The sequence below is a fragment of the Proteus myxofaciens ATCC 19692 genome, from assembly GCF_001654855.1.
GTDB classification, from domain to species: Bacteria; Pseudomonadota; Gammaproteobacteria; order Enterobacterales; family Enterobacteriaceae; genus Proteus; species Proteus myxofaciens.
On the sequence record NZ_LXEN01000015.1, the window covers coordinates 13,826 to 35,744 of the forward strand.

Annotated in this window: 18 protein-coding genes; 9 read left to right on the forward strand and 9 right to left on the reverse strand. The window is 35.8% G+C overall.

Annotation, left to right across the window (positions count from 1 at the left end):
* Positions 1-178 precede the first annotated feature (178 nt).
* Entirely contained in the window at positions 179-436 is a 258-nt protein-coding gene (locus M983_RS01780) for a hypothetical protein (protein ID WP_066746122.1), read from the forward strand.
* A gap of 106 nt (positions 437-542) precedes the next feature.
* A complete protein-coding gene (locus M983_RS01785) occupies positions 543-1,235 on the forward strand; it encodes an XRE family transcriptional regulator (RefSeq protein WP_066746124.1) in 693 nt (230 codons plus the stop codon).
* 456 nt (positions 1,236-1,691) lie between these two features.
* On the opposite strand, the gene M983_RS01790 is transcribed toward M983_RS01785, so the two are convergent.
* Positions 1,692-2,675: a sugar-binding transcriptional regulator gene (locus M983_RS01790; RefSeq protein WP_066746127.1), complete on the reverse strand. Its 984-nt coding sequence runs from the start codon at positions 2,673-2,675 to the stop codon at positions 1,692-1,694.
* A 363-nt stretch (positions 2,676-3,038) separates the two neighbouring features.
* Between M983_RS01790 and cutA the strand changes: the two genes are divergently transcribed.
* On the forward strand, positions 3,039-3,350 hold the full coding sequence (gene cutA / locus M983_RS01795; RefSeq protein ID WP_066746130.1) for a divalent-cation tolerance protein CutA: 312 nt from the start codon (positions 3,039-3,041) through the stop codon (positions 3,348-3,350).
* Positions 3,351-3,525: 175 nt separating this feature from the next.
* Positions 3,526-3,762 carry a stationary-phase-induced ribosome-associated protein gene (gene sra / locus M983_RS01800; RefSeq protein WP_066746133.1) on the forward strand — a complete coding sequence of 79 codons (237 nt, stop codon included), beginning with the start codon at positions 3,526-3,528 and terminating at the stop codon, positions 3,760-3,762.
* A 476-nt stretch (positions 3,763-4,238) separates the two neighbouring features.
* Here the strand turns inward: sra and guaA are convergent, their stop codons facing one another.
* Together guaA and guaB are read right to left on the reverse strand one after the other, a co-directional pair.
* Positions 4,239-5,816: a glutamine-hydrolyzing GMP synthase gene (gene guaA / locus M983_RS01805; RefSeq protein ID WP_066746136.1), complete on the reverse strand. Its 1,578-nt coding sequence runs from the start codon at positions 5,814-5,816 to the stop codon at positions 4,239-4,241.
* A gap of 79 nt (positions 5,817-5,895) precedes the next feature.
* Positions 5,896-7,362 carry an IMP dehydrogenase gene (gene guaB, locus M983_RS01810; protein WP_066746139.1) on the reverse strand — a complete coding sequence of 489 codons (1,467 nt, stop codon included), beginning with the start codon at positions 7,360-7,362 and terminating at the stop codon, positions 5,896-5,898.
* Between the two features lie 169 nt (positions 7,363-7,531).
* Between guaB and xseA the strand changes: the two genes are divergently transcribed.
* A complete protein-coding gene (gene xseA / locus M983_RS01815) occupies positions 7,532-8,917 on the forward strand; it encodes an exodeoxyribonuclease VII large subunit (protein ID WP_066746142.1) in 1,386 nt (461 codons plus the stop codon).
* Positions 8,918-8,998: 81 nt separating this feature from the next.
* Here the strand turns inward: xseA and M983_RS01820 are convergent, their stop codons facing one another.
* From M983_RS01820 to maeB, 5 genes are all read right to left on the reverse strand, one after another.
* A complete protein-coding gene (locus M983_RS01820; RefSeq protein WP_066746144.1) occupies positions 8,999-11,242 on the reverse strand; it encodes a TonB-dependent receptor in 2,244 nt (747 codons plus the stop codon).
* A 180-nt stretch (positions 11,243-11,422) separates the two neighbouring features.
* Positions 11,423-13,591, reverse strand: a complete 2,169-nt coding sequence (locus M983_RS01825; protein WP_083954523.1) for a S9 family peptidase — start codon at positions 13,589-13,591, stop codon at positions 11,423-11,425.
* A gap of 27 nt (positions 13,592-13,618) precedes the next feature.
* The gene (locus tag M983_RS01830; protein WP_245683992.1) at positions 13,619-14,368 is read right to left on the reverse strand and encodes an energy transducer TonB family protein; all 750 of its coding nucleotides are present in this window, start codon (positions 14,366-14,368) and stop codon (positions 13,619-13,621) included.
* A gap of 74 nt (positions 14,369-14,442) precedes the next feature.
* Positions 14,443-15,315, reverse strand: coding sequence for a ChaN family lipoprotein (locus M983_RS01835; RefSeq protein WP_066746150.1), 873 nt, complete (start codon positions 15,313-15,315; stop codon positions 14,443-14,445).
* 149 nt (positions 15,316-15,464) lie between these two features.
* Positions 15,465-17,744, reverse strand: a complete 2,280-nt coding sequence (maeB, locus tag M983_RS01840) for an NADP-dependent oxaloacetate-decarboxylating malate dehydrogenase (RefSeq protein ID WP_066746152.1) — start codon at positions 17,742-17,744, stop codon at positions 15,465-15,467.
* Between the two features lie 553 nt (positions 17,745-18,297).
* Here maeB and M983_RS01845 point away from each other — a divergent pair.
* The gene (locus M983_RS01845) at positions 18,298-18,921 is read left to right on the forward strand and encodes a response regulator (RefSeq protein ID WP_066746154.1); all 624 of its coding nucleotides are present in this window, start codon (positions 18,298-18,300) and stop codon (positions 18,919-18,921) included.
* 60 nt (positions 18,922-18,981) lie between these two features.
* On the opposite strand, the gene M983_RS01850 is transcribed toward M983_RS01845, so the two are convergent.
* The gene (locus M983_RS01850; RefSeq protein WP_066746157.1) at positions 18,982-19,542 is read right to left on the reverse strand and encodes a hypothetical protein; all 561 of its coding nucleotides are present in this window, start codon (positions 19,540-19,542) and stop codon (positions 18,982-18,984) included.
* A gap of 201 nt (positions 19,543-19,743) precedes the next feature.
* Between M983_RS01850 and M983_RS01855 the strand changes: the two genes are divergently transcribed.
* Genes M983_RS01855 through M983_RS01865 form a run of 3 tightly spaced genes read left to right on the forward strand, consistent with a single transcriptional unit; the run spans position 19,744 to position 21,919 of the window.
* Positions 19,744-20,115, forward strand: a complete 372-nt coding sequence (locus M983_RS01855) for an ArsC family reductase (protein ID WP_066746159.1) — start codon at positions 19,744-19,746, stop codon at positions 20,113-20,115.
* 5 nt (positions 20,116-20,120) lie between these two features.
* Positions 20,121-21,251 carry a succinyl-diaminopimelate desuccinylase gene (gene dapE, locus M983_RS01860; RefSeq protein ID WP_066746162.1) on the forward strand — a complete coding sequence of 377 codons (1,131 nt, stop codon included), beginning with the start codon at positions 20,121-20,123 and terminating at the stop codon, positions 21,249-21,251.
* Positions 21,248-21,919, forward strand: coding sequence for a M15 family metallopeptidase (locus M983_RS01865; RefSeq protein ID WP_066746165.1), 672 nt, complete (start codon positions 21,248-21,250; stop codon positions 21,917-21,919). The genes dapE and M983_RS01865 overlap by 4 nt, the downstream gene beginning before the upstream one ends.

The following is a 21,919-nucleotide window of genomic DNA, read 5'->3' on the forward strand; positions in this document are numbered from 1 at the left end:
AACATCTATAACACATAGCTAGTAAATACAAACAAACACTAGAAAAATTGTGATCAGTTACTCTTTTTTGAATCATTAATGAAATTTAGGGTAAATAGAACCTGCTTTTTCAAACCTGAATAGGTAATCTACCCTTCTGATTTGAATGGCTAAACATGAATAATGAAAAGGGTATTTTATGTTTACTTCACAGCTCATGCTGGTTGGCTATGTTTTATTAGTAAGTCCGTGTGGGCATGATTCTTGTGATGCAATTCCTCTTACTGAAACAATTTATACTAAAGATGAATGTACAGTTAGACTTGATTATTTAAAGAAAAAAAGACCTGATCTTTATATTTTTTGTGGTGAAGTCTTACGTGATCCTAATGTTACGGATGAAAATCCTTATTTAGCACCACCTGACAGTGCTGATGATGTTTTTAAACAACAGTGATATTTTTTCATTCTGATAGTTATTCAAAAATACAATTTAATTTGTTTTCTTTTTACGATATACTCATTGCACTTGAATATGTAAGGACACGTATTAGGAGTTACTTATGTCTATTGCTAAACGTACAAAAGACAAACGCATTGAACTCGATTTAACACAATCTGAACTCGCTAACTTGGCTGGTACTACTCAACAATCGATAGAACAGCTAGAAAGCGGCAAAACAAAACGCCCTCGTTTTTTACCTGAATTAGCTAAAGCGTTACATTGTGATTTAGCTTGGCTATTAGAAGGAGAGCACTCATCTGATGCTATTTCTGAAATATCACCTGAAGACGAATGGCGTACTATTAGTGAATGGGATAATGATACTCCGCTAAATGCAGATGAAGTTGAGATACCTTATTTTAAGAGTATTGAGCTTGCTGCAGGTGATGGTTGTTGTACAAATGAGGATCATAATGGATATAAATTAAGATTTTCAAAAAGTACATTACGCCGTTATGGTGCTTCTTGCCAAAATGTTATCTGTTTCTCTGTTTATGGCGATAGTATGTCACCTGTTATTCCTAATGGTTCAACTGTTACTGTTGATACGGGTAACACACGAATTGTTGATGGTGGTGTTTATGCTATAGAACAAGATTCACTGTTTCGAATAAAGTTACTTTATCGTCAACCTGGTGGAAAATTGATTATTCGTAGCTATAACAAAGATGAATTTCCAGATGAAATTGCAGAAAATAATACCGTCAAAATAATGGGACGTATTATTCATTGGTCAGTAATGGCTTGGTAATATCTTTAGAAGATTGGTATTTCATTTCTCTGTTTAGTCACATAATGTTGTGGCTAAAATAAAAAAACCACCTGTGAGCCGGTGGCTAAAACACTTATGTAAGAAAATCAGTAGTTTCATAATGATACTCAGAAACCAAATCAGTAAAAACGATAGAACTCTATTCAATAATATTCATGTTTTAAATATACCTTTTCTTTAATGAATAGAAATCGATAAAACAGTGAGTTAGCATTTTTAAAAAATTTCTATTCTTTCTATATTACTAACTTAATCTCTAATTTATTGCGTAAAACACACTGTTATATAATTATTTATACAATGAATGATTTTAAAAATAATAGCAAGTTTAAATAGTAAAAATAGACATACAGAAACAAAAATTTGCAGTAAATCAAACTAATGGGCTAGTCTCTGATATTAAAAAGACAAATCCTCGTTTTCACGAGGACTACATTAATTACTTATTTTTAATAAGTTTGATGCCGTTACTTCATCAATAACAATATCAGTAGCATACCCTCCTTTTATTGCACCTATGGTTGCATGAATATTTTCAATACCACCAGCAAGCAATAGACGTTGAGGAATTAATCTTAATTGAGCAAGGCTAATCCCCATTACTCTAAGGTCAATATCAGAGACTAATGGATTCCCTTTTATATCATAAAACCGACCACAAATTTCGCCAACAGCACCAAGATCACGATACTTGGCTATTTCTTTTTTAGTTAAAACATGGGTTGCAACTAACGTATTATCATCTTGTACATTGCTTGCAACAAAAATTGCCTTATTGCATTGATTTAATACCGAGAAATTGTGCCTAATAATAGGTTCAGCCTGAAGCTCCATCGCTAAACGGGCACTAGAAACAACAGCCGGAACATGTAAATTAAGACAATTGCCAGAAAATTTATTCGCAATTAATGAAGTAATTTCGCCTGTCTTAAAATCAGCCTGTGGAGTAATAGCTCCCATCATCTGTAATACTGTGACATTCTTTACAGACTTAGGCGAAAGATATTTTCCAAGTTTATAGAGCGTTCTACCCCAAGCAACACCTAAAATATCTTGATCATTAACTAACTGAGAAAGATACATAGCACCTGCCTTGGCTAATCTTTCTTTATTCATATTTAATGTATCTTGTAATTTTTGTTTATCTTCATTCGGTAAAATAAGCACATTATTTAGATTAAATTTGTCTTTTATTCTAATGGCATAATCGATTGTAGAAAATACAGATGGATCTAGACTGATATTTACAAAGCCCTTTTCTCTGGCAAGAGATAGATATTTCACTACGGTAACACGAGAAACACCTACAATATTTGCGACTTCACTTTGACTTAGCCCGTCCTGGTAGTAAAGCCACGCAGCATAGAGAACGGGATCATTATCAAATAAACTCGCATTCTTTAGCGAAGTATTATCCATGTTAAACCCCACTGTTTATGGATCTTGTCACTAATTTAATTATTAATTTAGTAATTTCACAGAAGATAAGTATGTTATTAATTTAATTAATTCTTATAACACAAAGAGATACTCTTTATTAGACTGCTTAGTAGTATCGGCATACTGAGATTTTTCTTTACAAAAACAATCATAAAACGAGTAAAAGTGATTAATAATGCCGTATATGCTTCACCTTAATAAAGTTTTTTTAAAAAAATGTTTTTTTATTTGGTTAAAAATAAAAATATTAGCTATATATTTTAAATAGTTTTCTTTTGTTAATATTAAAATCACTCTATCTTTATTATTAAATTTTTAATATAAATCACTAAGGATAAAATCATGATTGTTGCATACACAACAGCACCTAATGAAAGTATTGCTAGAGAAATTGCCCATCATCTTATAAAAGCTAACCTAGCAAGTTGTATCAATTTAATACCTAAAGTGAAATCCATATATTATTGGCAAGATGAGATAGTTGAAGATAGTGAAGTTATTCTGATGATAAAAAGCGGTAAGTCACATCAGCAACTGTTAATTAATTCAATTGTAAAAATACATCCTTACGATATTCCAGAAGTTATTATTTTACCTATTGAAGATGGATTTAAACCTTATCTTGATTGGCTAAAAAACCCAATAAGTAAATAATACTTAGTTTCTAATTAAAAATAGATATTCACAAAATAATTAAGTATTGAAAATTAATATTTAAAGGTTTTTATCGATACTTTATACTAATTTCCTCACTTAAGAAGAATTATATATTTTTTATTTTATGTTATACTAAGTTCACTTTCTCTAATTACACATAAAGGAGTGAGTTATGAAAACCAACAGAATCGCAAGACGTATTTTAGGTTTACCGTATAATTTAAGTCGGTCTAAAAGGAAAGTACGTTTTTCCATTATTGATTCTACAGAAGCTAAAAATTTGCCTGATGAGCTGAAAAATTCATCTCGAGTTTGTTTAAAACAGGACTTTAGAAAAGCCGTAGAAAATAAATATTTATATCTAAAATTAACAGATGCTTATCCTGAGTATTTAGCTATCAATAAATAATAGCTAACGTATTAAATCTATTATTAATATGTAGTTATATTAAATATTGATATATATCCCTTACTTAAGGTAAGGGATATTACAATTAGCTTCAATTATTTATATCCTTATTTTCTTGTTTTCTTATTTTAATTAAGTTTTTTATAAGTCTATTTTTATTAATATTTCATAATATATGGTTACAGAAAATCTTTTTAATTTGTTCTATTAAAAGAATAAATTGATGATCCATTAACTAAAGCAACAGTCATCAAGCTTGTGATTTATTAATCCCAAGGAATGATAAAGGCTCATTAATTATAATAGAAAAGTACATTCTAAATAACCTTCAAGTAAGTAAATATCAATTCAAAATTTTATTATTTATAAAAATACTCCCCTCACTAAATAATAGTAAAAAACAAAAAAGCCACCAGTAACCTACTGATGGCTATTAGTTTTTTAACCTTTATCAACTATTGCTGATAAACGGTAGTTTATTCCCACTCAATTGTTGCTGGTGGTTTTCCGCTGATATCATACACGACTCTTGAAATGCCACTGACTTCATTAATGATGCGATTAGAAACGCGGCCTAAGAAGTCATAAGGTAAGTGTGCCCAATGTGCAGTCATAAAATCAACAGTTTCTACAGCACGTAATGAGACAACCCAGTCATATTTGCGACCATCGCCCATAACACCAACTGAGCGTACTGGTAAAAATACCGTGAAAGCTTGGCTAACTTTATTATAAAGATCAGCTTTATGTAGCTCTTCAATGAAAATAGCATCAGCACGACGTAACAAGTCACAATATTCTTTCTTGATTTCGCCTAATACACGTACACCTAAGCCTGGTCCAGGGAATGGGTGACGATAAAGCATATCGTATGGTAGACCTAATTCTAAGCCAATCTTACGCACTTCATCTTTAAACAGCTCTTTCAATGGTTCAACTAGCCCAAGTTTCATATCTTCAGGTAAGCCACCCACATTGTGATGTGATTTAATTACATGCGCTTTACCTGTAGCAGAAGCGGCTGATTCAATAACATCAGGGTATATAGTGCCTTGTGCTAACCATTTTACTAGAGGCTGTTTAACGGCTTCTTCATCAAAGATCTCAATAAATGTATGACCAATAATTTTACGTTTTTTCTCAGGATCATTTTCACCTTTTAACGCAACTAAGAAACGCTCTTCTGCTTCAACGTGAATAATATTAAGGTCAAATTTTCCTTTAAACATCGCCATAACTTGTTCTGCTTCATTAAGTCGCAGTAATCCATTATCAACGAATACACAAGTCAGACGTTTGCCAATAGCGCGATTTAGCAATAGTGCAGTAACAGATGAATCAACACCACCAGAAAGTGCTAAGATAACGTGGTCATCACCGATTTGCTCTTTTAAGCGAGCCACTGTGTCTTCAATAATTGCTGCTGAAGTCCATAGTGCATCACAACCACAAATATCTAAAACAAAGCGTTTTAAAATATTAAGTCCTTGGTGTGTATGAGTCACTTCAGGATGGAATTGAACACCGTAAAAACGTTTTTCTTCATTCGCCATAATAGCAAATGGGCAAGTTGGAGTACTCGCAATAGTAATAAAGTCAGAAGGAATAGCACTAACTTTATCGCCGTGACTCATCCATACATCTAATAAAGGATTACCATCTTCACTAACTAAATCTTGAATATCACGGAATAAAGCACTTGTTTTACGAATTTCAACTTGTGCATAACCAAATTCGCGTTCACCAGAAACTTCAACTTGTCCACCTAATTGCATTGACATTGTTTGCATGCCATAGCAGATCCCTAATACAGGTACACCGGCATTAAAGACGTAATCAGGAGCTCGTGGGCTATCTTGTTCTGTTGTACTTTCAGGGCCACCAGACAGAATAATACCATTAGGATTAAATTCACGAATTTGTTCTTCTGTAACATCCCATGCCCAGAGTTCACAATAAACACCGATTTCACGAATACGACGAGCAATAAGCTGTGTATATTGTGAACCGAAATCAAGGATAAGAATACGATGATTATGAATATTTGCTGTCATTTGAGGTGAGTTCCAAAACAGATAAAATCATTAAATTGAAAGACTTGCTATTAATAGAACAAGCCTTTCTCGAAATAAATTACATGCCTAAACGATAGTTAGGAGATTCTTTTGTAATTGTAACGTCATGGACATGGCTTTCTTGAATACCAGCGCCACTAATACGAACAAATTCAGCTTTCGTATTCAGCTCTTTAATTGTTGCGCAACCAGTTAATCCCATGCAAGAACGTAATCCACCCATTTGTTGATGGATAATATTTTTTACTAAACCTTTGTAAGCCACACGCCCTTCAATACCTTCTGGTACTAATTTGTCGGCTGCATTGTCAGTTTGGAAATAGCGATCTGATGACCCCTTAGACATTGCACCTAATGAGCCCATACCACGGTAGGATTTATAAGAACGACCTTGGAAAAGTTCAATTTCACCTGGAGATTCTTCAGTACCAGCAAACATGGAACCCACCATGACACAGGCAGCGCCCGCAGCTAGTGCTTTAGCAATATCACCAGAGAAGCGGATACCACCATCAGCAATCACGGGAATATTACGACCTTGTAATGCCTCTACGGCATCTGCAATAGCGGTAATTTGTGGTACACCGACACCCGTTACAATACGTGTTGTACAAATAGAACCAGGGCCAATACCCACTTTAACAGCACTAACACCCGCATCAGCAAGCGCTAATGCACCTTCTGCTGTTGCAACGTTACCACCAACGATAGGTAAATCAGGATATTTTTCACGAGTTTCACGAATACGCTGTAATACACCTTCAGAATGACCGTGTGATGAGTCAATTAACAGAACATCAATTCCTGCTTCAACAAGAGCTGCTATTCGTGCTTCGTTACCAGCACCCGCACCAACAGCAGCACCAACACGTAAACGACCTCGTTCATCTTTACATGCATTTGGTTTGCGCTCTGCTTTTTTGAAGTCTTTAACGGTTATCATACCTTTTAAATGAAAGTGTTCATCAACCACTAAGGCTTTTTCAACACGTTTTTCATGCATTTTTTGCATAACAATGTCACGTGCTTCGCCTTCTTTTACTGTAACTAAACGCTCTTTAGGGGTCATCACCGCAGTAACAGGTTGTTGTAAATCAGTGACAAAGCGAACATCACGGCCAGTGATGATACCGACTAATTCATTTTCTTTAGTCACAACAGGATAACCCGCAAAACCATTGCGTTCCGTCATTTCTTGAACTTCACGTAAAGTTGTTTCTGGGGTAACAGTGATAGGATCAGCAACAACACCACTTTCGTGTTTTTTCACACGGCGAACTTCTTCCGCTTGACGTTCAATGGACATGTTTTTATGAACAAATCCAATTCCACCTTCTTGAGCTAATGCAATAGCTAAAGATGCTTCAGTCACCGTATCCATTGCTGCAGACAACATAGGTACATTTAAACGGATTGTTTCAGTCAGTTGAGTTGACAAGTCGGCAGTATTAGGAAGGACAGTAGAGTGTGCAGGAACTAACAAAACATCATCAAATGTAAGTGCTTCTTTTTTAATTCGTAACATAGCAATATCTCACCAAGGCGGCAGTTATAAAATGGAAAATATTGCAGCGGAATTATACACACCGTAATCGGTTGCTTCTAGCTTTTTTTCAAAATATTTATTGATCCTGTAGATAACTTAGGTAGTATCGGTTAATTAAGTCTTTGTTTTAAAATTTGATCTGGCTCACATGACATCACCACTAAATAACAATATTTTTACTGTTAGTCGCCTAAATAAGACCGTTCGACAGCTCTTAGAAATGGAAATGGGGCGCATTTGGATCAGTGCAGAAATTTCTAATTTCACTCAGCCTGCTTCTGGTCATTGGTATTTCACTTTAAAAGATACTAATGCACAAATAAGAGCAGCGATGTTTCGTGGTCAAAATTCTAAAGTGACATTTCGCCCACAGCACGGTCAGCAAGTATTAGTTAGAGCAACTATCACATTGTATGAGCCTCGAGGTGATTACCAACTTATTGTTGAAAGTATGCAACCTGCTGGTGATGGGCTTTTACAACAGCAATTTGAATTACTCAAACAAAAGCTGACTAGTGAAGGCTTATTTGATGCTAGCCATAAAAAACCATTACCCTCTCCTGCTAAACAATTAGGTGTAATCACATCATCAACAGGTGCTGCATTACATGATATTTTACATATTCTTCGTCGTCGTGATCCTTCTTTGCCTGTGGTTATCTATCCTACCGCAGTACAAGGTACTGAAGCGCCTATGCAAATTGTGCATGCCATTGAGTTAGCTAATCGTCGTAAAGAGTGTGATGTTCTCATTGTTGGCCGTGGTGGTGGTTCATTAGAAGATCTTTGGGCTTTTAATGATGAACGTGTTGCACGTGCGATTTTTGCCAGCCACATTCCCATTGTTAGTGCTATAGGTCATGAAACTGATGTCACTATTGCCGATTTTATTGCTGATTTACGAGCACCAACGCCTTCAGCGGCTGCTGAGCTAATTAGCCGAAATAAACTTGAGTTATTACGCCAATTACAATCACAACAACAGCGTCTTGAAATGGCGATGGATTACTATTTAGCTAAAAAATCACGTGCAACAACACAGCTAATTCACCGTTTACAGCAACAACATCCTCATTTACGTCTTGCTCGTCAACAAAACTTATTATCAGCAACGAAGCAACGTCTGATCGCTCGTTTTCAAGAAATTTTACAAGCTAAGCAACAACAGCAGATACAATTACAAAAACGTCTTAACTATTATGAGCCTACCTCTCAAATTCAAGCACTATTTCGTCATCAACAACAACTGATTTACCGCATGAGAGAAAGTATTTCACAACAGCTATCACGTCAACGAGAACAATTTGCAATTAGCTGTTCTAGATTAGAAAGTGCGAGCCCACTCGCAACACTTTCACGCGGTTACAGCATAAGTGAAACCGTTTCTGGTGAAGTGCTAAAAAATACAAAACAAGTTAAAAAAGGCGATGAGCTAAAAACACGGGTTGAAGATGGTTGGATCACCAGCGAAGTCGTGAAAACGCAAAAATTAAGAGCAAAGCGTAAAACAGTCTCTAAAACTGATGATAATTGACAGGTTTACAATATAACGCTTACAAAAAATGGCATCGTATTAATATTGATGCCATTTTTTATTATTTAATATTAAAAACGATTAGAAGCGAATCTCTCCTCCTAAAAGGAAACTACGGCCTCTTGCTGTTTGTCTATCTCGACCTTGTTCATACATATCAGGCGCTGAATTACTTCTATCTAATGCATTTGAGTAATTCTTATTCATTAAGTTATGTACAGCAAATTTTAATGAAACATTTTTATTAATTCGATAATTACTATAGACATCAATAACAGTTGGGATCTTTTCTTGGTCAACCATTGGTACAGCGCCTGTATCGAGATCCATTCCTTCAGGTGAAGATTTACGTGATTTTCCTGTTATTTGAATCACCGTACCTAATTCTAATGATTGATCATCAAATAGACGAATACCGGTATCAATCGTGGCATAGTATTTAGGTAATTCAGATGCCGGCGTTTGTCCAAAATCTGTACTGGCAAGTGATGTAGGCTGTGAAGTTCGTTGATTACTGTATGAAAGATTCGTATAGAAAACACCAGCATCATAATTAGCTTGAATTTCGTAACCACGCAAGGCCACAGGTTCTAGACTATTGGTATACAGGAAAATATTACCGTCATATTCTATTCCAGCATAATCTTCAAGAGTTAAAGAACTATCAATTTTGCAACGGATACCGCCTTTGCATACTGAATAAGAATCACTCGAAATATAATTTTTTATTTTAGTGTGATACCACAGTGCCTTAAGCCTAAAACTGTCGCCATCAATAATTAAATCAGGGCGATAACTATTAAAACCAATTTGGTAAGTGTCTGCTTTTTCACTTTTTAAGAAGGGATTCATTGATGCACCGCCTTCATTAGCAAAGAAGATTTCTTGTGATGTCGGCGCTCTCATTGTATGTGCATAACTGACAAAAGGCTGAAATTCTGGAATAATTTGTGCGGAAAATAACGCACCTGGATCCCAATTCCTATCATGGCGATTTAGATTCATTTCACCCTCAGGGAAACAAGCCGCACGTGGATCACAAGCGGGTTTGCGTCCTTTAATATGATAATCAACATAATTTAAATTAAGGTCGAGTGTATAAATATCATATTCAAATTTCATTTGTGAAAAGAAACTGGTTAAATCATTTTTTCCTTGTGGTGCAAATGGATTATATTCAACCATATTTATGGACTGTTGAGGATCAATCGATGGTGCAATAACACTGCGTTTATATTCGGTAGACATTAATTTAGAGCCTAATGTTAATGCCATATCTAATTCACCAGCATTAAAACGACTTGTGTTTTTTGCAACTAATGCATCAGAAATATTTTCTGCATTGGCTTCACGTAAGCTCACCAAAGAATCGCCTGCAAATTTTTGTGATGCTTTGCTGTGACTTAACATAATTTCACTATCAAAGAGATCATTTAACGGCGTATAACGATATTTTGCATAATAATCTTTCGCATTAATTTTACGACGATTAAAATTATTATCATAAAAACGGCCACTTAATTCTAATTCATGTGAATCATTAGGCTTAATTTTAATTTTAGCTAACTCTGAATGAGGTCTTTGATTAAATTCTTTGCTTGTGGCGAATTCTTCACTATTAAATCCCGCTCCATTTTTATAAGACGATTCTATTTTGTGCCCACTTAATGCCATCATGGCCCCTATATTTCCATTATCATTAAATAATGAACGTTGTCCTGCAATGGCAACCATTCCATTATATCCTAATCCATTAGTTCCCCCTGCTGCTTTACTTCTCACGCCCCAAGTATGTCCTTTAAATAAAACATCTTCTATACCAATTGTTTTAAAATTAGCACTTCCTGCTAGGGCATTAATACTATTTTCACCATCTTGTTGACCTCGAGAAATATCAACTTGAATAATAAAATTCGGATCAATCATACTGTTAAACTGGCTATAAGGCTGTGCACCGTGTGCATATTGACTAGGCGATGTGCTATACATCGTCTGCGTCACACCATCAACCATCATATTAACTCGGCCAAAGCCACTTAAGCCACGGATATTCACACTCACACCTGGTTGGCTTACATCCATTTGTGTATAAGTTCCTGGTGTAGAACGCAATGCTTGCTCTACTGATTCTAAATTATTAATTTCACCAATTGCACTATAAGCACCTGGCTTTGCCAGTGCTTTTTGTTCTGGTGTCTCTTTTTTAGCCGCTGATATTTTTAAGCTACTAAATTGGATTACTTTTTCATTATCTTCAGCGATAGCAATATGATGAATACCTGAAAATAAAATAATGCTGCTGAGTAGTTTCCTTGTAAATTTCATAAAAACCTATTCTTTATTATTTAGTTATTAAATAGGCTCACGCTGCTTTTAAGAAAAAAATAGCCATAATAAAAATGATTTTATTATAATAAGAAATATTTATTTTTATATTTTATATTTTATATTTTATAATACGAATACTGCCTCTCTATAAGAGAAGCAGCATTATATTAAATTTGTTTACTTTATATTTTGAGCTTTAAAATAAATCTCAGGTTGCTCTAGCATAAGAATAAATGCATATTCTTTAGCTACATCACGTAAACGATTAAAACGACCTGATTTACCACCATGCCCTGCACTCATATTCGTTTCTAATAGTAATAAATTATTATCAGTTTTTAATTCACGTAATTTAGCAACCCATTTTGCAGGCTCCCAGTATTGAACTTGTGAATCATGTAATCCTGTTGTAACGAATAAATGTGGATAATCTTTAGCAACAATATTATCGTATGGGCTATAAGATTTTATGCGGAAATAAACGTCTTTATCAGCCGGATTTCCCCACTCTTCATATTCTCCAGTTGTTAATGGAATTGATGCATCTTGCATTGTTGTGACTACATCGACAAAAGGAACTTGAGCAACAACACCTCGGTATAATTCAGGAGCCATGTTAATCACTGCCCCCATTAATAAGCCACCAGCGCTACCCCCCATCGCATAAACATGCTGAGATGAACCATAGCCTTCTTTAATTAAGTATCTTGTAGCATCAATAAAATCAGTAAAACTATTGACTTTATGTTCCATTTTACCTTGATTATACCAGCGTTTACCTAGCTCACCACCACCTCTAACATGAACAATGGCGTACACAAAGCCTCTATCTAATAAGCTTAATCGCGGTGAGCTAAAGGATGGATCAATACTACTTCCATAAGAGCCATAACCATAGATCAAGATAGGATTTTCACCTTTTTTAAATAAATCTTTTCGATAAACTAAAGAAACGGGTACTTTCACGCCATCTTTCGCCGCTACCCAAATACGTTCACTCTCATATAAATCATGTTCAAAACCTTTCACTTCTTGTTGTTTAAGAAGCTGCTTTTGATGGTTTTGCATATTCCATTGATAGGTCGATGTTGGCGTTGTCATGGAGGTATAACCAAAACGTAGCTCTTCGCTGTCAGCTTGTGGATTAAAGCCTAGCCATGCCATATACACAGGATCATCAAAGATGATATTCGTTGATTTCCCAGTTTGCCAATCAATTTGGCGTATAGAGGATAACCCTTGTTTTCGCTCTTCAACCACCAGCCAACGATTAAAAAGATCAAAATCCTCTAAATCAACATCATCTTGTGGAGCAATAATCGTTTGCCAAGGTTTATCTATCGCATCCGTTTTATAGAGACCAAAAAGTTCACTTTCATGGTTTGAGCGAATATAGAATTCATTTTTAAAATGGTCAACAGAGTATTCGCGACCTTCTTGACGAGGTGAAAACATAACCATCGGTTTATCTGGCGCATTAGCATCAATAAGACGATATTCTGACGTTGTTGAGCTTTCGATTGAAACGAGAATATAGTCTTCTGATTTACTTTTACCCATCCATGTATAAAATCTATCATCATTCTCTTCAAAAATTTTAATATCATCTTTGCGAGGTGTGCCGTATTGATGACGATAAATTTGATAAGGTAATAGTGTTTGTGGATTTTTATCTACATAAAAAATCGTTTTGCTATCATTAGCCCAGACTAAATTAGGCGAGATATCTGTTAATACGCCTTCTTTCCATGCGCTATCGCTAAGTGCTTTATAGGCAACAGTATAATTCCTACGCCCTTCTTTATCTTCTGCTATTGCAATACGTTTATTATCAGGACTAATTGAAAGTGTGCCTAATTGATAAAACTCGTGCCCTTTAGCACGTTCATTACCATCAACTAGCACTTCCCATTCTTGTTCACTATTAACAGGTTTACGTTGATAAATTGGGAAGTCTTTGCCTTCTTGATAAATAGTGCGATAAGTATATCCATTATAAATATAAGGAACTGACTCATCATTTTGAGCCATACGACTTACCATTTCATTAAATAAGGTTTCTTCTAACGCTTTACCTTCTTTCATGACTAAATCGGTATAGGCATTTTCGGCATTGAGGTAATCTAGAACGTTAGGATCGTTACGAGTATCATCTCTTAACCAGTAATAGTTATCAGTGCGGCTATCCCCATGTGCTGTCATTTCATGAGGAATTTTATTTGCTTTTGGTGGCATTGTCAGGGAGTCCTTCTGATTTTGAGCCCATGTTGGTGTTGCTGAAATTAATAGCACCATGATCGCACTCGTTAATTGCAACGTCATCCTTTTTTTTGCCATAAATAGCATCACTCTCTCTTTCCTTTTTAATCGCGATTAAAACGTTAATGTTGAAAACTCAATCGGCATTTCAACCAATACTCGCCCTTTAAAAAGTAGCTCTGTAGGCGGTATCGGTAAAGGTTGAGCTCGTTTAAGCACTTTTTGTGCTTCTCTATCTAAAGAACGAGTACCACTACTTACAATTAGCTCACTCGAAATAACATAACCTCGTTCATCAACAAAAAAGCGCACTTTGGATATTCCTGTCTTACCTTTACTTCTCGCTTCATCAGGATATTCCTTATAACGGTTAAGATGCCCTTTCGTTTTCGCATGCCACAAGGCTAACGCATCTGCTTCTTTATCTGAATCACTATCATAATTGGCACTAACATCAGTTGCTTGCTGTTTTGCAGAAGAACGGCTAGTTGAGGGCGCAGATAAACTTGATATATTTTCACTCAATATAGGCGTTGTTTTTGTCGGAGTTGGCATAGGGGAAACTTTTGCTGTTTGCTCTACATGAACAATTTTCTTTGGTTTCTCAACCAATAGCTCGGCTTTTTCATTAACGAGCAGATTAGGTTGTTTTTCTGTCGCTATTTGCTCTACTTTTTTTTGGCTAGCAACCGCTAATTGTTGATCAATACCTATTGCTTGCTTCTCATTATTAATAGCCTGTACGTTTTCGCTAAAACTCAGCATAACAGCAACTTCAGGCTCAAGTATTAATTCAGTTCTTTCTTTATTAAAGTAGTAATAAGTCACGACTAAAATTGCATGTATAGCGATAGCCAATATCACCGCTCTATAATTAAACAGTTGAAATCTTGGCATTTGATTTGTACAAAAAGAGATAAGCATAATATCGATATCTATTAGTGAGATAATGTAGCCGGTGTTATCCAAAGATAGTCAGCGTGAGCGCCTGTAATATCACTACCTTCTTCCGCCATAATCACTACTGTTACTGATTGATTCGGCGCTAGATCACTAATATGTAAAGGGACACCCATAACTTTACTGGCATGAAACGAACCTGCAATTAATAAAGCGGGTTGTGGCGCTGCTAATAAATGCTGTGCCATTGCTCTATCACGTAATTGCTGGATAGCCGTCATTTTTTCACCTTGCTCTTTATCAAGTTCGTTACCATGAGCAACACGAATTGTTTCTAAGATTAATTGACGAACAAAAGGCGCTGTCGATTTTTCGCCTTCAATGATGGGAGGATGTTGATAAGCCTGAGTAATTTCATTACGATCAATATTTGCGGCGAGTAGTGAATAATCTGCGCTTAGCGCTTCTTTTACTAGATTGCCATACCATTTCCATGGCCAGCCAGCATTCCATTGTAAAGTTTGCATTAATCGCTCATCGCGTAAATATTCAGAGCCTGAATAGCGCTTTTTAGTATTGTCGACTAACACTTGCTGACTCGGTGTCAGCATTTCAAGTAATATCGCACCTTGAGGACGTTTTTTAGGAAGCTCCGTCATTAGCCAATATTCAATATCATGATGATAAGCGTTGTCATGTTTTTCACCTATTATCACACGAGGTTTAGTCGCTAATTCGGCTAACAGCATGTCTGCACTGATTAATTTTCCTGTTTGTGTATCAATAATTTTAGCTGAATTTATTGCTGATAAATCCATTGTTTGTGAAGGGGATTTTTTAGATGAATGACAAGCTGAAAGTAGTGCTAATACACTAATAAAAAATATTTTTTTTGATATTGAATAAAACATAGCCACCCTTGCTAATCATATTTACTTACATAAAGGGGTGATAGACTAATTTAGTTAATAATAATTATCAATATCATAATGATTTTTATTTGCTTTTTGTCGTAAAAATAAAGCGCCTAATAAGGCGCTTTTTTAAAATAACATAGCATTTATGCTTGAGTTTGAGCTTCAACAACAGCTAATGCCACCATATTAACAATACGACGTACAGATGCGATAGGCGTTAATATATGTGCTGGTTTTGCAATTCCCATTAAAACAGGTCCTACTGTTACACCATCGGAGCTTGTTACACGTAATAAATTATAGCTAATACGTGCAGCTTCCATTGTTGGCATCACAAGAAGATTAGCAGAACCTTTTAATGGACTGTCTGGCATAATATCACGACGAATATTTTCAACTAATGCAGCATCAGCATGCATTTCACCATCAATTTCTAATTCAGGTGCGCGTTGTTTAATTATCGCTAACGCTTCTCTTAGTTTTATGGAGGATGGACTATCAAATGATCCAAAGCTAGAGCGAGAAACAAGCGCAACTTTAGGTTCAATACCGAAACGTCGAATAGTATCAACGGCCATTAATGTAATATCGACTAATTGTGTCGCAGTAGGATCTTCGTTAACGTAGGTATCTGTAATAAAGGTATTACCGCTAGGCAGCAATAACGCATTCATTGCACCAGCGGTTTGCATTCCATCACGGAAACCAAACACGTTTTTATATACCTCTAAATGCTCAGAATAACTTCCTACTGTGCCACAAATTAAACCGTCAGCTTCACCACGGCGTACCATAATTGCACCAATGAGTGTTGGATTACCAATCATAGCTCGACGAGCTTGCTCTTGTGAAACGCCTCTTCGTTTCATGATTTGATAATATTCCTGCCAATATTCTTTAAAGCGAGGATCATTTTCATTATTCACCACTTCAAAATCTTTACCCGCTTGAATATGCAAACCTAACTTTTTAATGCGCATTTCAATAACACTTGGACGACCAATAAGAATAGGATAGGCCAATCCTAATGTCACAAGCTCTTGAGTTGCATGTAATACGCGGTTTTCTTCACCTTCTGCCAGAACTATACGTTTTTTCTCTTTTTTTGCTTGAGCGAAAATTGGCTTCATAAATAAATTCGTTTTATACACAAACTCATTAAGGTGCTCAATATAAGCAGAGAAATCTTTAATTGGACGCGTTGCTACACCAGAATCCATAGCAGCTTTAGCAACTGCGGGTGCTATTTTAACAATAAGGCGTGGATCAAAAGGTTTAGGAATAATGTATTCAGGTCCAAAAGAAAGCTCTTGATCACCATAAGCGGTGGCAACCTCTTCATTTTGTTCAGCAAGCGCAAGTTCAGCAATAGCATGTACACAAGCTAATTTCATTTCTTCATTTATTGCAGTCGCTCCTACATCAAGGGCGCCACGGAAAATAAAGGGAAAGCAAAGAACATTGTTAACTTGATTTGGGTAGTCAGAACGACCAGTGCAAATTATTGCATCAGAACGAACGGCTTTCACTAATGGAGGTAAAATTTCGGGTTCAGGATTAGCAAGCGCAAGAATAAGCGGGTCTCTTGCCATTTTTTTAACCATTTCTTGTGTTAATACACCAGGCCCTGAACACCCTAAGAATATATCAGCATTTTGAATGACATCATCAAGAGTACGGCTACCATTATCTTTAATCGCATAAGCAGCTTTTGTTGGTGCCATATTCTCTTCACGACCTTGGTAGATAACGCCTTTAGAATCACAAACTGTGATATGTTCGCGTTTTAAACCTAATGCCACTAATAAGTTCATACAAGCAATCGATGCAGCACCTGCACCTGATACAACTAATCTAACTTTATCTATATCTTTGCGGACAATACGTAATCCATTGATAATCGCAGCGGTTGAAATAATCGCGGTTCCATGTTGATCATCATGGAAAACAGGTATATTCATTCTTTCGCGTAGTTTTTGCTCAATATAAAAACACTCTGGTGCTTTTATATCTTCTAAATTAATACCACCAAATGTTGGCTCTAATGATGCAATAATATCAACAAGTTTATCGGGATCTGTTTCATTAACTTCAATGTCGAAAACATCAACACCAGAAAACTTTTTAAATAATACGCCCTTACCTTCCATTACGGGCTTACCTGCTAAAGCACCAATGTTACCTAACCCTAATACTGCTGTACCATTAGAAATAACCGCTACAAGATTACCTTTCGCTGTATATCGGTAAGCATTTAAAGGATTTTTAGCAATTTCTAAACACGGCACCGCAACACCAGGCGAATAAGCCAATGCTAAATCACGTTGAGTTAATAGTGGTTTGGTTGGCGTCACCGTTATTTTACCTGGACTTGGAAATTCATGAAAATCGAGAGCATTCTGTTTTAATAATTTATCTTCCATCTCTATATCCTTTTGTGTCGATAGGGTAAGGGCTCTGTTAGTATAAAGGGAATAACACGTTAAATCATGACAACACCGACACTTTTTTTAATTAAATAATCATCCTTTATTATATATTATTAATACCTAGTTATAGGTATATTATTAAATGTCTATCTAATTCTTTTTGTTTATAATCTCGAACAGAAAAAAGACAATCTTTGTTTATTATTTATCTGCAACTAAATTAACTTTTAAAATAATTAAAAAATTTATATTGTTTTATAAATCAATAACTATTTTCAGTAGTTTATTAATTATAAAATATAAAAACAAACCCATAACACACTGTTATAAAAGAAAATAACATGAGTTAGCTGTTTTGTTAGTCGTTTTGGTTATTTTCTTTTTTACCCGTAACAATATTTGGTGTAATATTGCGAACCGTCAATTTTATTTTCTTATTGTTTTAATAAGATACCCGATTCTCATTTTATTCCTTTTTGGAATTTGTTTTTTATTTTCTACTTTTGAAAAGATTACGCACATTATTATTTTTTTAGGGAGAGGGGTTATGCCTAGCTACTCAATTATGATAGTGGATGATCACCCTATCATGAGATATGGATTACGGCTATTGTTAGAAAAAGACAAGGAGTTTGTCGTAGTAGGTGAAAGTGGCAATGCACAAGAGGCAATAACCACCGCAAAACAGTTAAATCCAGATTTGATTATGCTGGATTTACATCTTCAAGGGCGTTCTGGTATTGATATTATTCGTGCTCTTCGTCGTTCAGGTTTAACATCTTATATTCTGGTTTTATCACTTTCAGATTCTCGTAATGATGTATATACAGCCTTGGATGCTGGAGCAAACGGGTATCTTTTAAAAGAGTGTGAATTAGACATGTTGATGTTAAGTTTACGTAAAGCCGTTGTTGGACACCCTGTTTATAGTGAACGGGTATGGCAATATATTCAACTTAGGCAAAGTTATTCCGATCCACTTTCAGCATTAACAAAAAGAGAGCTTGATGTATTACATGAAGTATCTATTGGAATGAAAAATAAGCAAATTGCAGAAAATCTGTTTATTTCTGAAGAGACAGTGAAAGTGCATATCCGTAATATTTTAAAAAAATTACAAGTAACTTCGCGTTTAGCGGCTAGCCTTATCTTAATTAAACATCAGCATTAAAACGTAACACTTATTATAATTAACCCCGACACGATGGTCGGGGTCATAAATTATCTACTCTTACTCTATCGGAACTGGATAACTTAAAACTTTAAAATGATTATCCGGCAACTTTTCCACTTTTAATTGATAAAGCTCTCTATTGATACCGTTTAATACAATATCAAGCTCACTAAATGCAGACTGTATTTCTGCATTATTGGCCCAATTAGGGATATCTTTTACACCATAGTAAAAGTAAATCTTACTTTTACCTGAATCTATTGGCTGTATTTCTTTAATTTGGCTAATAAATAGGTGTCCATAACAGAAGTCTTGGTAGGGTTGCCAAGCTTTACGCCCTTTTTCACTAAGATTAAATACCCATTCATCACCATTTTCGGTTTGTTCAATCAAACCCGCTTTCATTAACGCATGCATTCGTTCCAATACCCAAGGCGCATCATTTTCATTGCTATAAACGGGCCATTTTCCCTCGCCTAAACACAATAAATAATCACTGTTAAAAAATGCCTGTAGGGCTGTTTTATACTCATCGACTTTTTTGCCTTCGTCATCATCGTTCGCCCAGCTAAAAGTAGAGAGTAAAAGCAATATAAGACTCAGTGAAATACTTTTCATATTTTCTTTTTACCAACAGAAATCTTTATTTCTATTACTCTACGTTACACAATTCGTTACACTATGGTCACAGGTTAATAACCGATATATTTTATAATGTAAATAGGATTTTTCACTACAGTAAAACCTGTTATTTTGGATCTGTATAACACTCATTCGCATTAATGCTGATATTACGCATTGTCATATAAGGAAAATATCATGTCTACTACCAACTCGGCCTATACGATGTACGGCATAAAAAATTGCGATACAATCAAAAAAGCACGTAAATGGCTTGATGAGAATAATATTCCGTATACGTTTCATGATTACCGCAAAGAGGGTTTGACGGAAGCATTATTACGCACATTTACAGAAAATTTAGATTGGCAGACACTTGTGAATAAAAGAGGAACAACTTGGCGTCAATTATCTGAGGATAAAAAAAAGACGATTGTTGATGTTGATTCCGCCATTTCCTTAATGCTTAATAGTCCTGCTATTATCAAACGACCTATTTTAGTTTCTTCTGACAACCGTTATATTGTCGGCTTTAATGATAATGATTATTTGACCTTTACAGGAGCCTAATTTTTATGTCCTGCCCTGTTCTTGAACTTGCACAACAACTTATCTCACGCCCATCGATCAGCCCAGATGATCAAGGTTGCCAACAACTGATTATTGATAGACTTACCCCACTTGGTTTCACCATAGAAAAAATGCCTTTTGGTGAGACTGACAATTTATGGGCATGTCGTGGCGGCGAAGGAGAAACACTCGCATTTGCAGGACATACAGATGTAGTTCCTACTGGTGACATCGCTATGTGGGATACACATCCTTTTGAGCCCTCATTACGTGATGGTATGCTTTATGGTCGCGGTGCTGCAGATATGAAAGGCTCTATTGCGGCGATGATTGTTGCTGCTGAGCGTTTTGTCCATGCTTATCCTGAACATCGCGGACGCCTTGCTTTTCTTATTACATCAGATGAAGAAGCTAAAGCGGCTGATGGTACTGTAAAAGTCGTTGAATCGTTAATGTCACGAGGTGAACGTCTTGATTATTGCCTTGTTGGTGAACCTTCAAGCCAAACTCAACTAGGCGATATGGTTAAAAATGGTCGTCGTGGTTCTATCACCGCTAACTTAACAATTCATGGTGTACAAGGCCATGTTGCTTATCCTCATTTAGCTGAGAATCCTATTCATCGGGCTGCACCTTTTATTCAAGAACTTGTAGACACCGTATGGGATGAAGGAAACGAGTTTTTCCCTGCAACAACGATGCAAATCGCCAATATTCATGCAGGAACAGGCAGTAATAATGTGATTCCTGGTGACTTATTTATTCAATTTAATTTCCGTTTTAGCACCGCGATTACTGATGAAGAAATTCGCCTGCGTACAAAAAGTCTCTTAGATAAATATCAACTGCATTATTCTCTTGATTGGTCTTTATCAGGGCAACCTTTTATTACAGGACAAGGTAAATTACTTGATTCTGTACGCTACGCGATAAAGCATTACACTAATTTAGAGACTGTATTATCAACCAGCGGTGGGACTTCTGATGGCCGTTTTATTGCTCAAATGGGCGCTCAAGTAGTCGAATTAGGTCCCGTAAATGCAACAATTCATAAAGTGAATGAGTGTGTTAATGCCGCAGACTTACAGCAATTAAGTCGAATTTATCAGCGAATTATGGAGCAGCTCATCTTATGATAACCCCGTTAATGCTGACTGGTCGTTCAAACTCTCATCTTGTTACATTATCAGGCAAGCATCGCTTACAATTTAATGCCACTAAAGCATTTTTAGCATTACAACAAAAGGCAGCTAAAGCAGGTTTTAAATTAGAACCCGCAAGTTCATTTCGTGATTTTAAACGTCAATTAGCAATCTGGAATGGTAAATTTGATGGCTCTCGCCCTGTGCTTGATGCACAAAGTCAACCGATTGATATCCAGAAATTATCAGAAGGCGAGCGTTGTCAGGCTATTTTAAAATGGTCTGCACTACCTGGTGCAAGTCGCCATCACTGGGGGACTGAAATCGATATTTACGATCCTTTTCGTTTACCCGCAGGTCAATCATTGCAATTAGAACCTTGGGAATATGAAGGTGATGGCTATTTTGCATCTTTAAGCGAGTGGTTAACTGACAATATGTCGGCCTATGATTTTTATCGACCATTTACCCATAAAGAAAGCTATATTGCTTATGAACCTTGGCATATCAGCTATTGGCCATTGTCTTATGAAGCAACACAGGCTTATACACCTGATATTTTAAAATCAGTATTAGAGGAAGAAAATATTCATGGTAAACAATGGCTATTAGCGCATATCGATAAGATATATGCCAATTATATTGTGTTACCTGAAGAATAA

Coding starts and splice junctions, on each gene's coding strand:
- M983_RS01780 (WP_066746122.1), top strand. CDS start 179: ATGTTTACTTCACAGCTCATGCTGGTTGGCTATGTTTTATTAGTAAGT.
- M983_RS01785 (WP_066746124.1), top strand. CDS start 543: ATGTCTATTGCTAAACGTACAAAAGACAAACGCATTGAACTCGATTTA.
- M983_RS01790 (WP_066746127.1), bottom strand. CDS start 2,675: ATGGATAATACTTCGCTAAAGAATGCGAGTTTATTTGATAATGATCCC.
- cutA (WP_066746130.1), top strand. CDS start 3,039: ATGATTGTTGCATACACAACAGCACCTAATGAAAGTATTGCTAGAGAA.
- sra (WP_066746133.1), top strand. CDS start 3,526: ATGAAAACCAACAGAATCGCAAGACGTATTTTAGGTTTACCGTATAAT.
- guaA (WP_066746136.1), bottom strand. CDS start 5,816: ATGACAGCAAATATTCATAATCATCGTATTCTTATCCTTGATTTCGGT.
- guaB (WP_066746139.1), bottom strand. CDS start 7,362: ATGTTACGAATTAAAAAAGAAGCACTTACATTTGATGATGTTTTGTTA.
- xseA (WP_066746142.1), top strand. CDS start 7,532: ATGACATCACCACTAAATAACAATATTTTTACTGTTAGTCGCCTAAAT.
- M983_RS01820 (WP_066746144.1), bottom strand. CDS start 11,242: ATGAAATTTACAAGGAAACTACTCAGCAGCATTATTTTATTTTCAGGT.
- M983_RS01825 (WP_083954523.1), bottom strand. CDS start 13,591: ATGCTATTTATGGCAAAAAAAAGGATGACGTTGCAATTAACGAGTGCG.
- M983_RS01835 (WP_066746150.1), bottom strand. CDS start 15,315: ATGTTTTATTCAATATCAAAAAAAATATTTTTTATTAGTGTATTAGCA.
- maeB (WP_066746152.1), bottom strand. CDS start 17,744: ATGGAAGATAAATTATTAAAACAGAATGCTCTCGATTTTCATGAATTT.
- M983_RS01845 (WP_066746154.1), top strand. CDS start 18,298: ATGCCTAGCTACTCAATTATGATAGTGGATGATCACCCTATCATGAGA.
- M983_RS01850 (WP_066746157.1), bottom strand. CDS start 19,542: ATGAAAAGTATTTCACTGAGTCTTATATTGCTTTTACTCTCTACTTTT.
- M983_RS01855 (WP_066746159.1), top strand. CDS start 19,744: ATGTCTACTACCAACTCGGCCTATACGATGTACGGCATAAAAAATTGC.
- dapE (WP_066746162.1), top strand. CDS start 20,121: ATGTCCTGCCCTGTTCTTGAACTTGCACAACAACTTATCTCACGCCCA.
- M983_RS01865 (WP_066746165.1), top strand. CDS start 21,248: ATGATAACCCCGTTAATGCTGACTGGTCGTTCAAACTCTCATCTTGTT.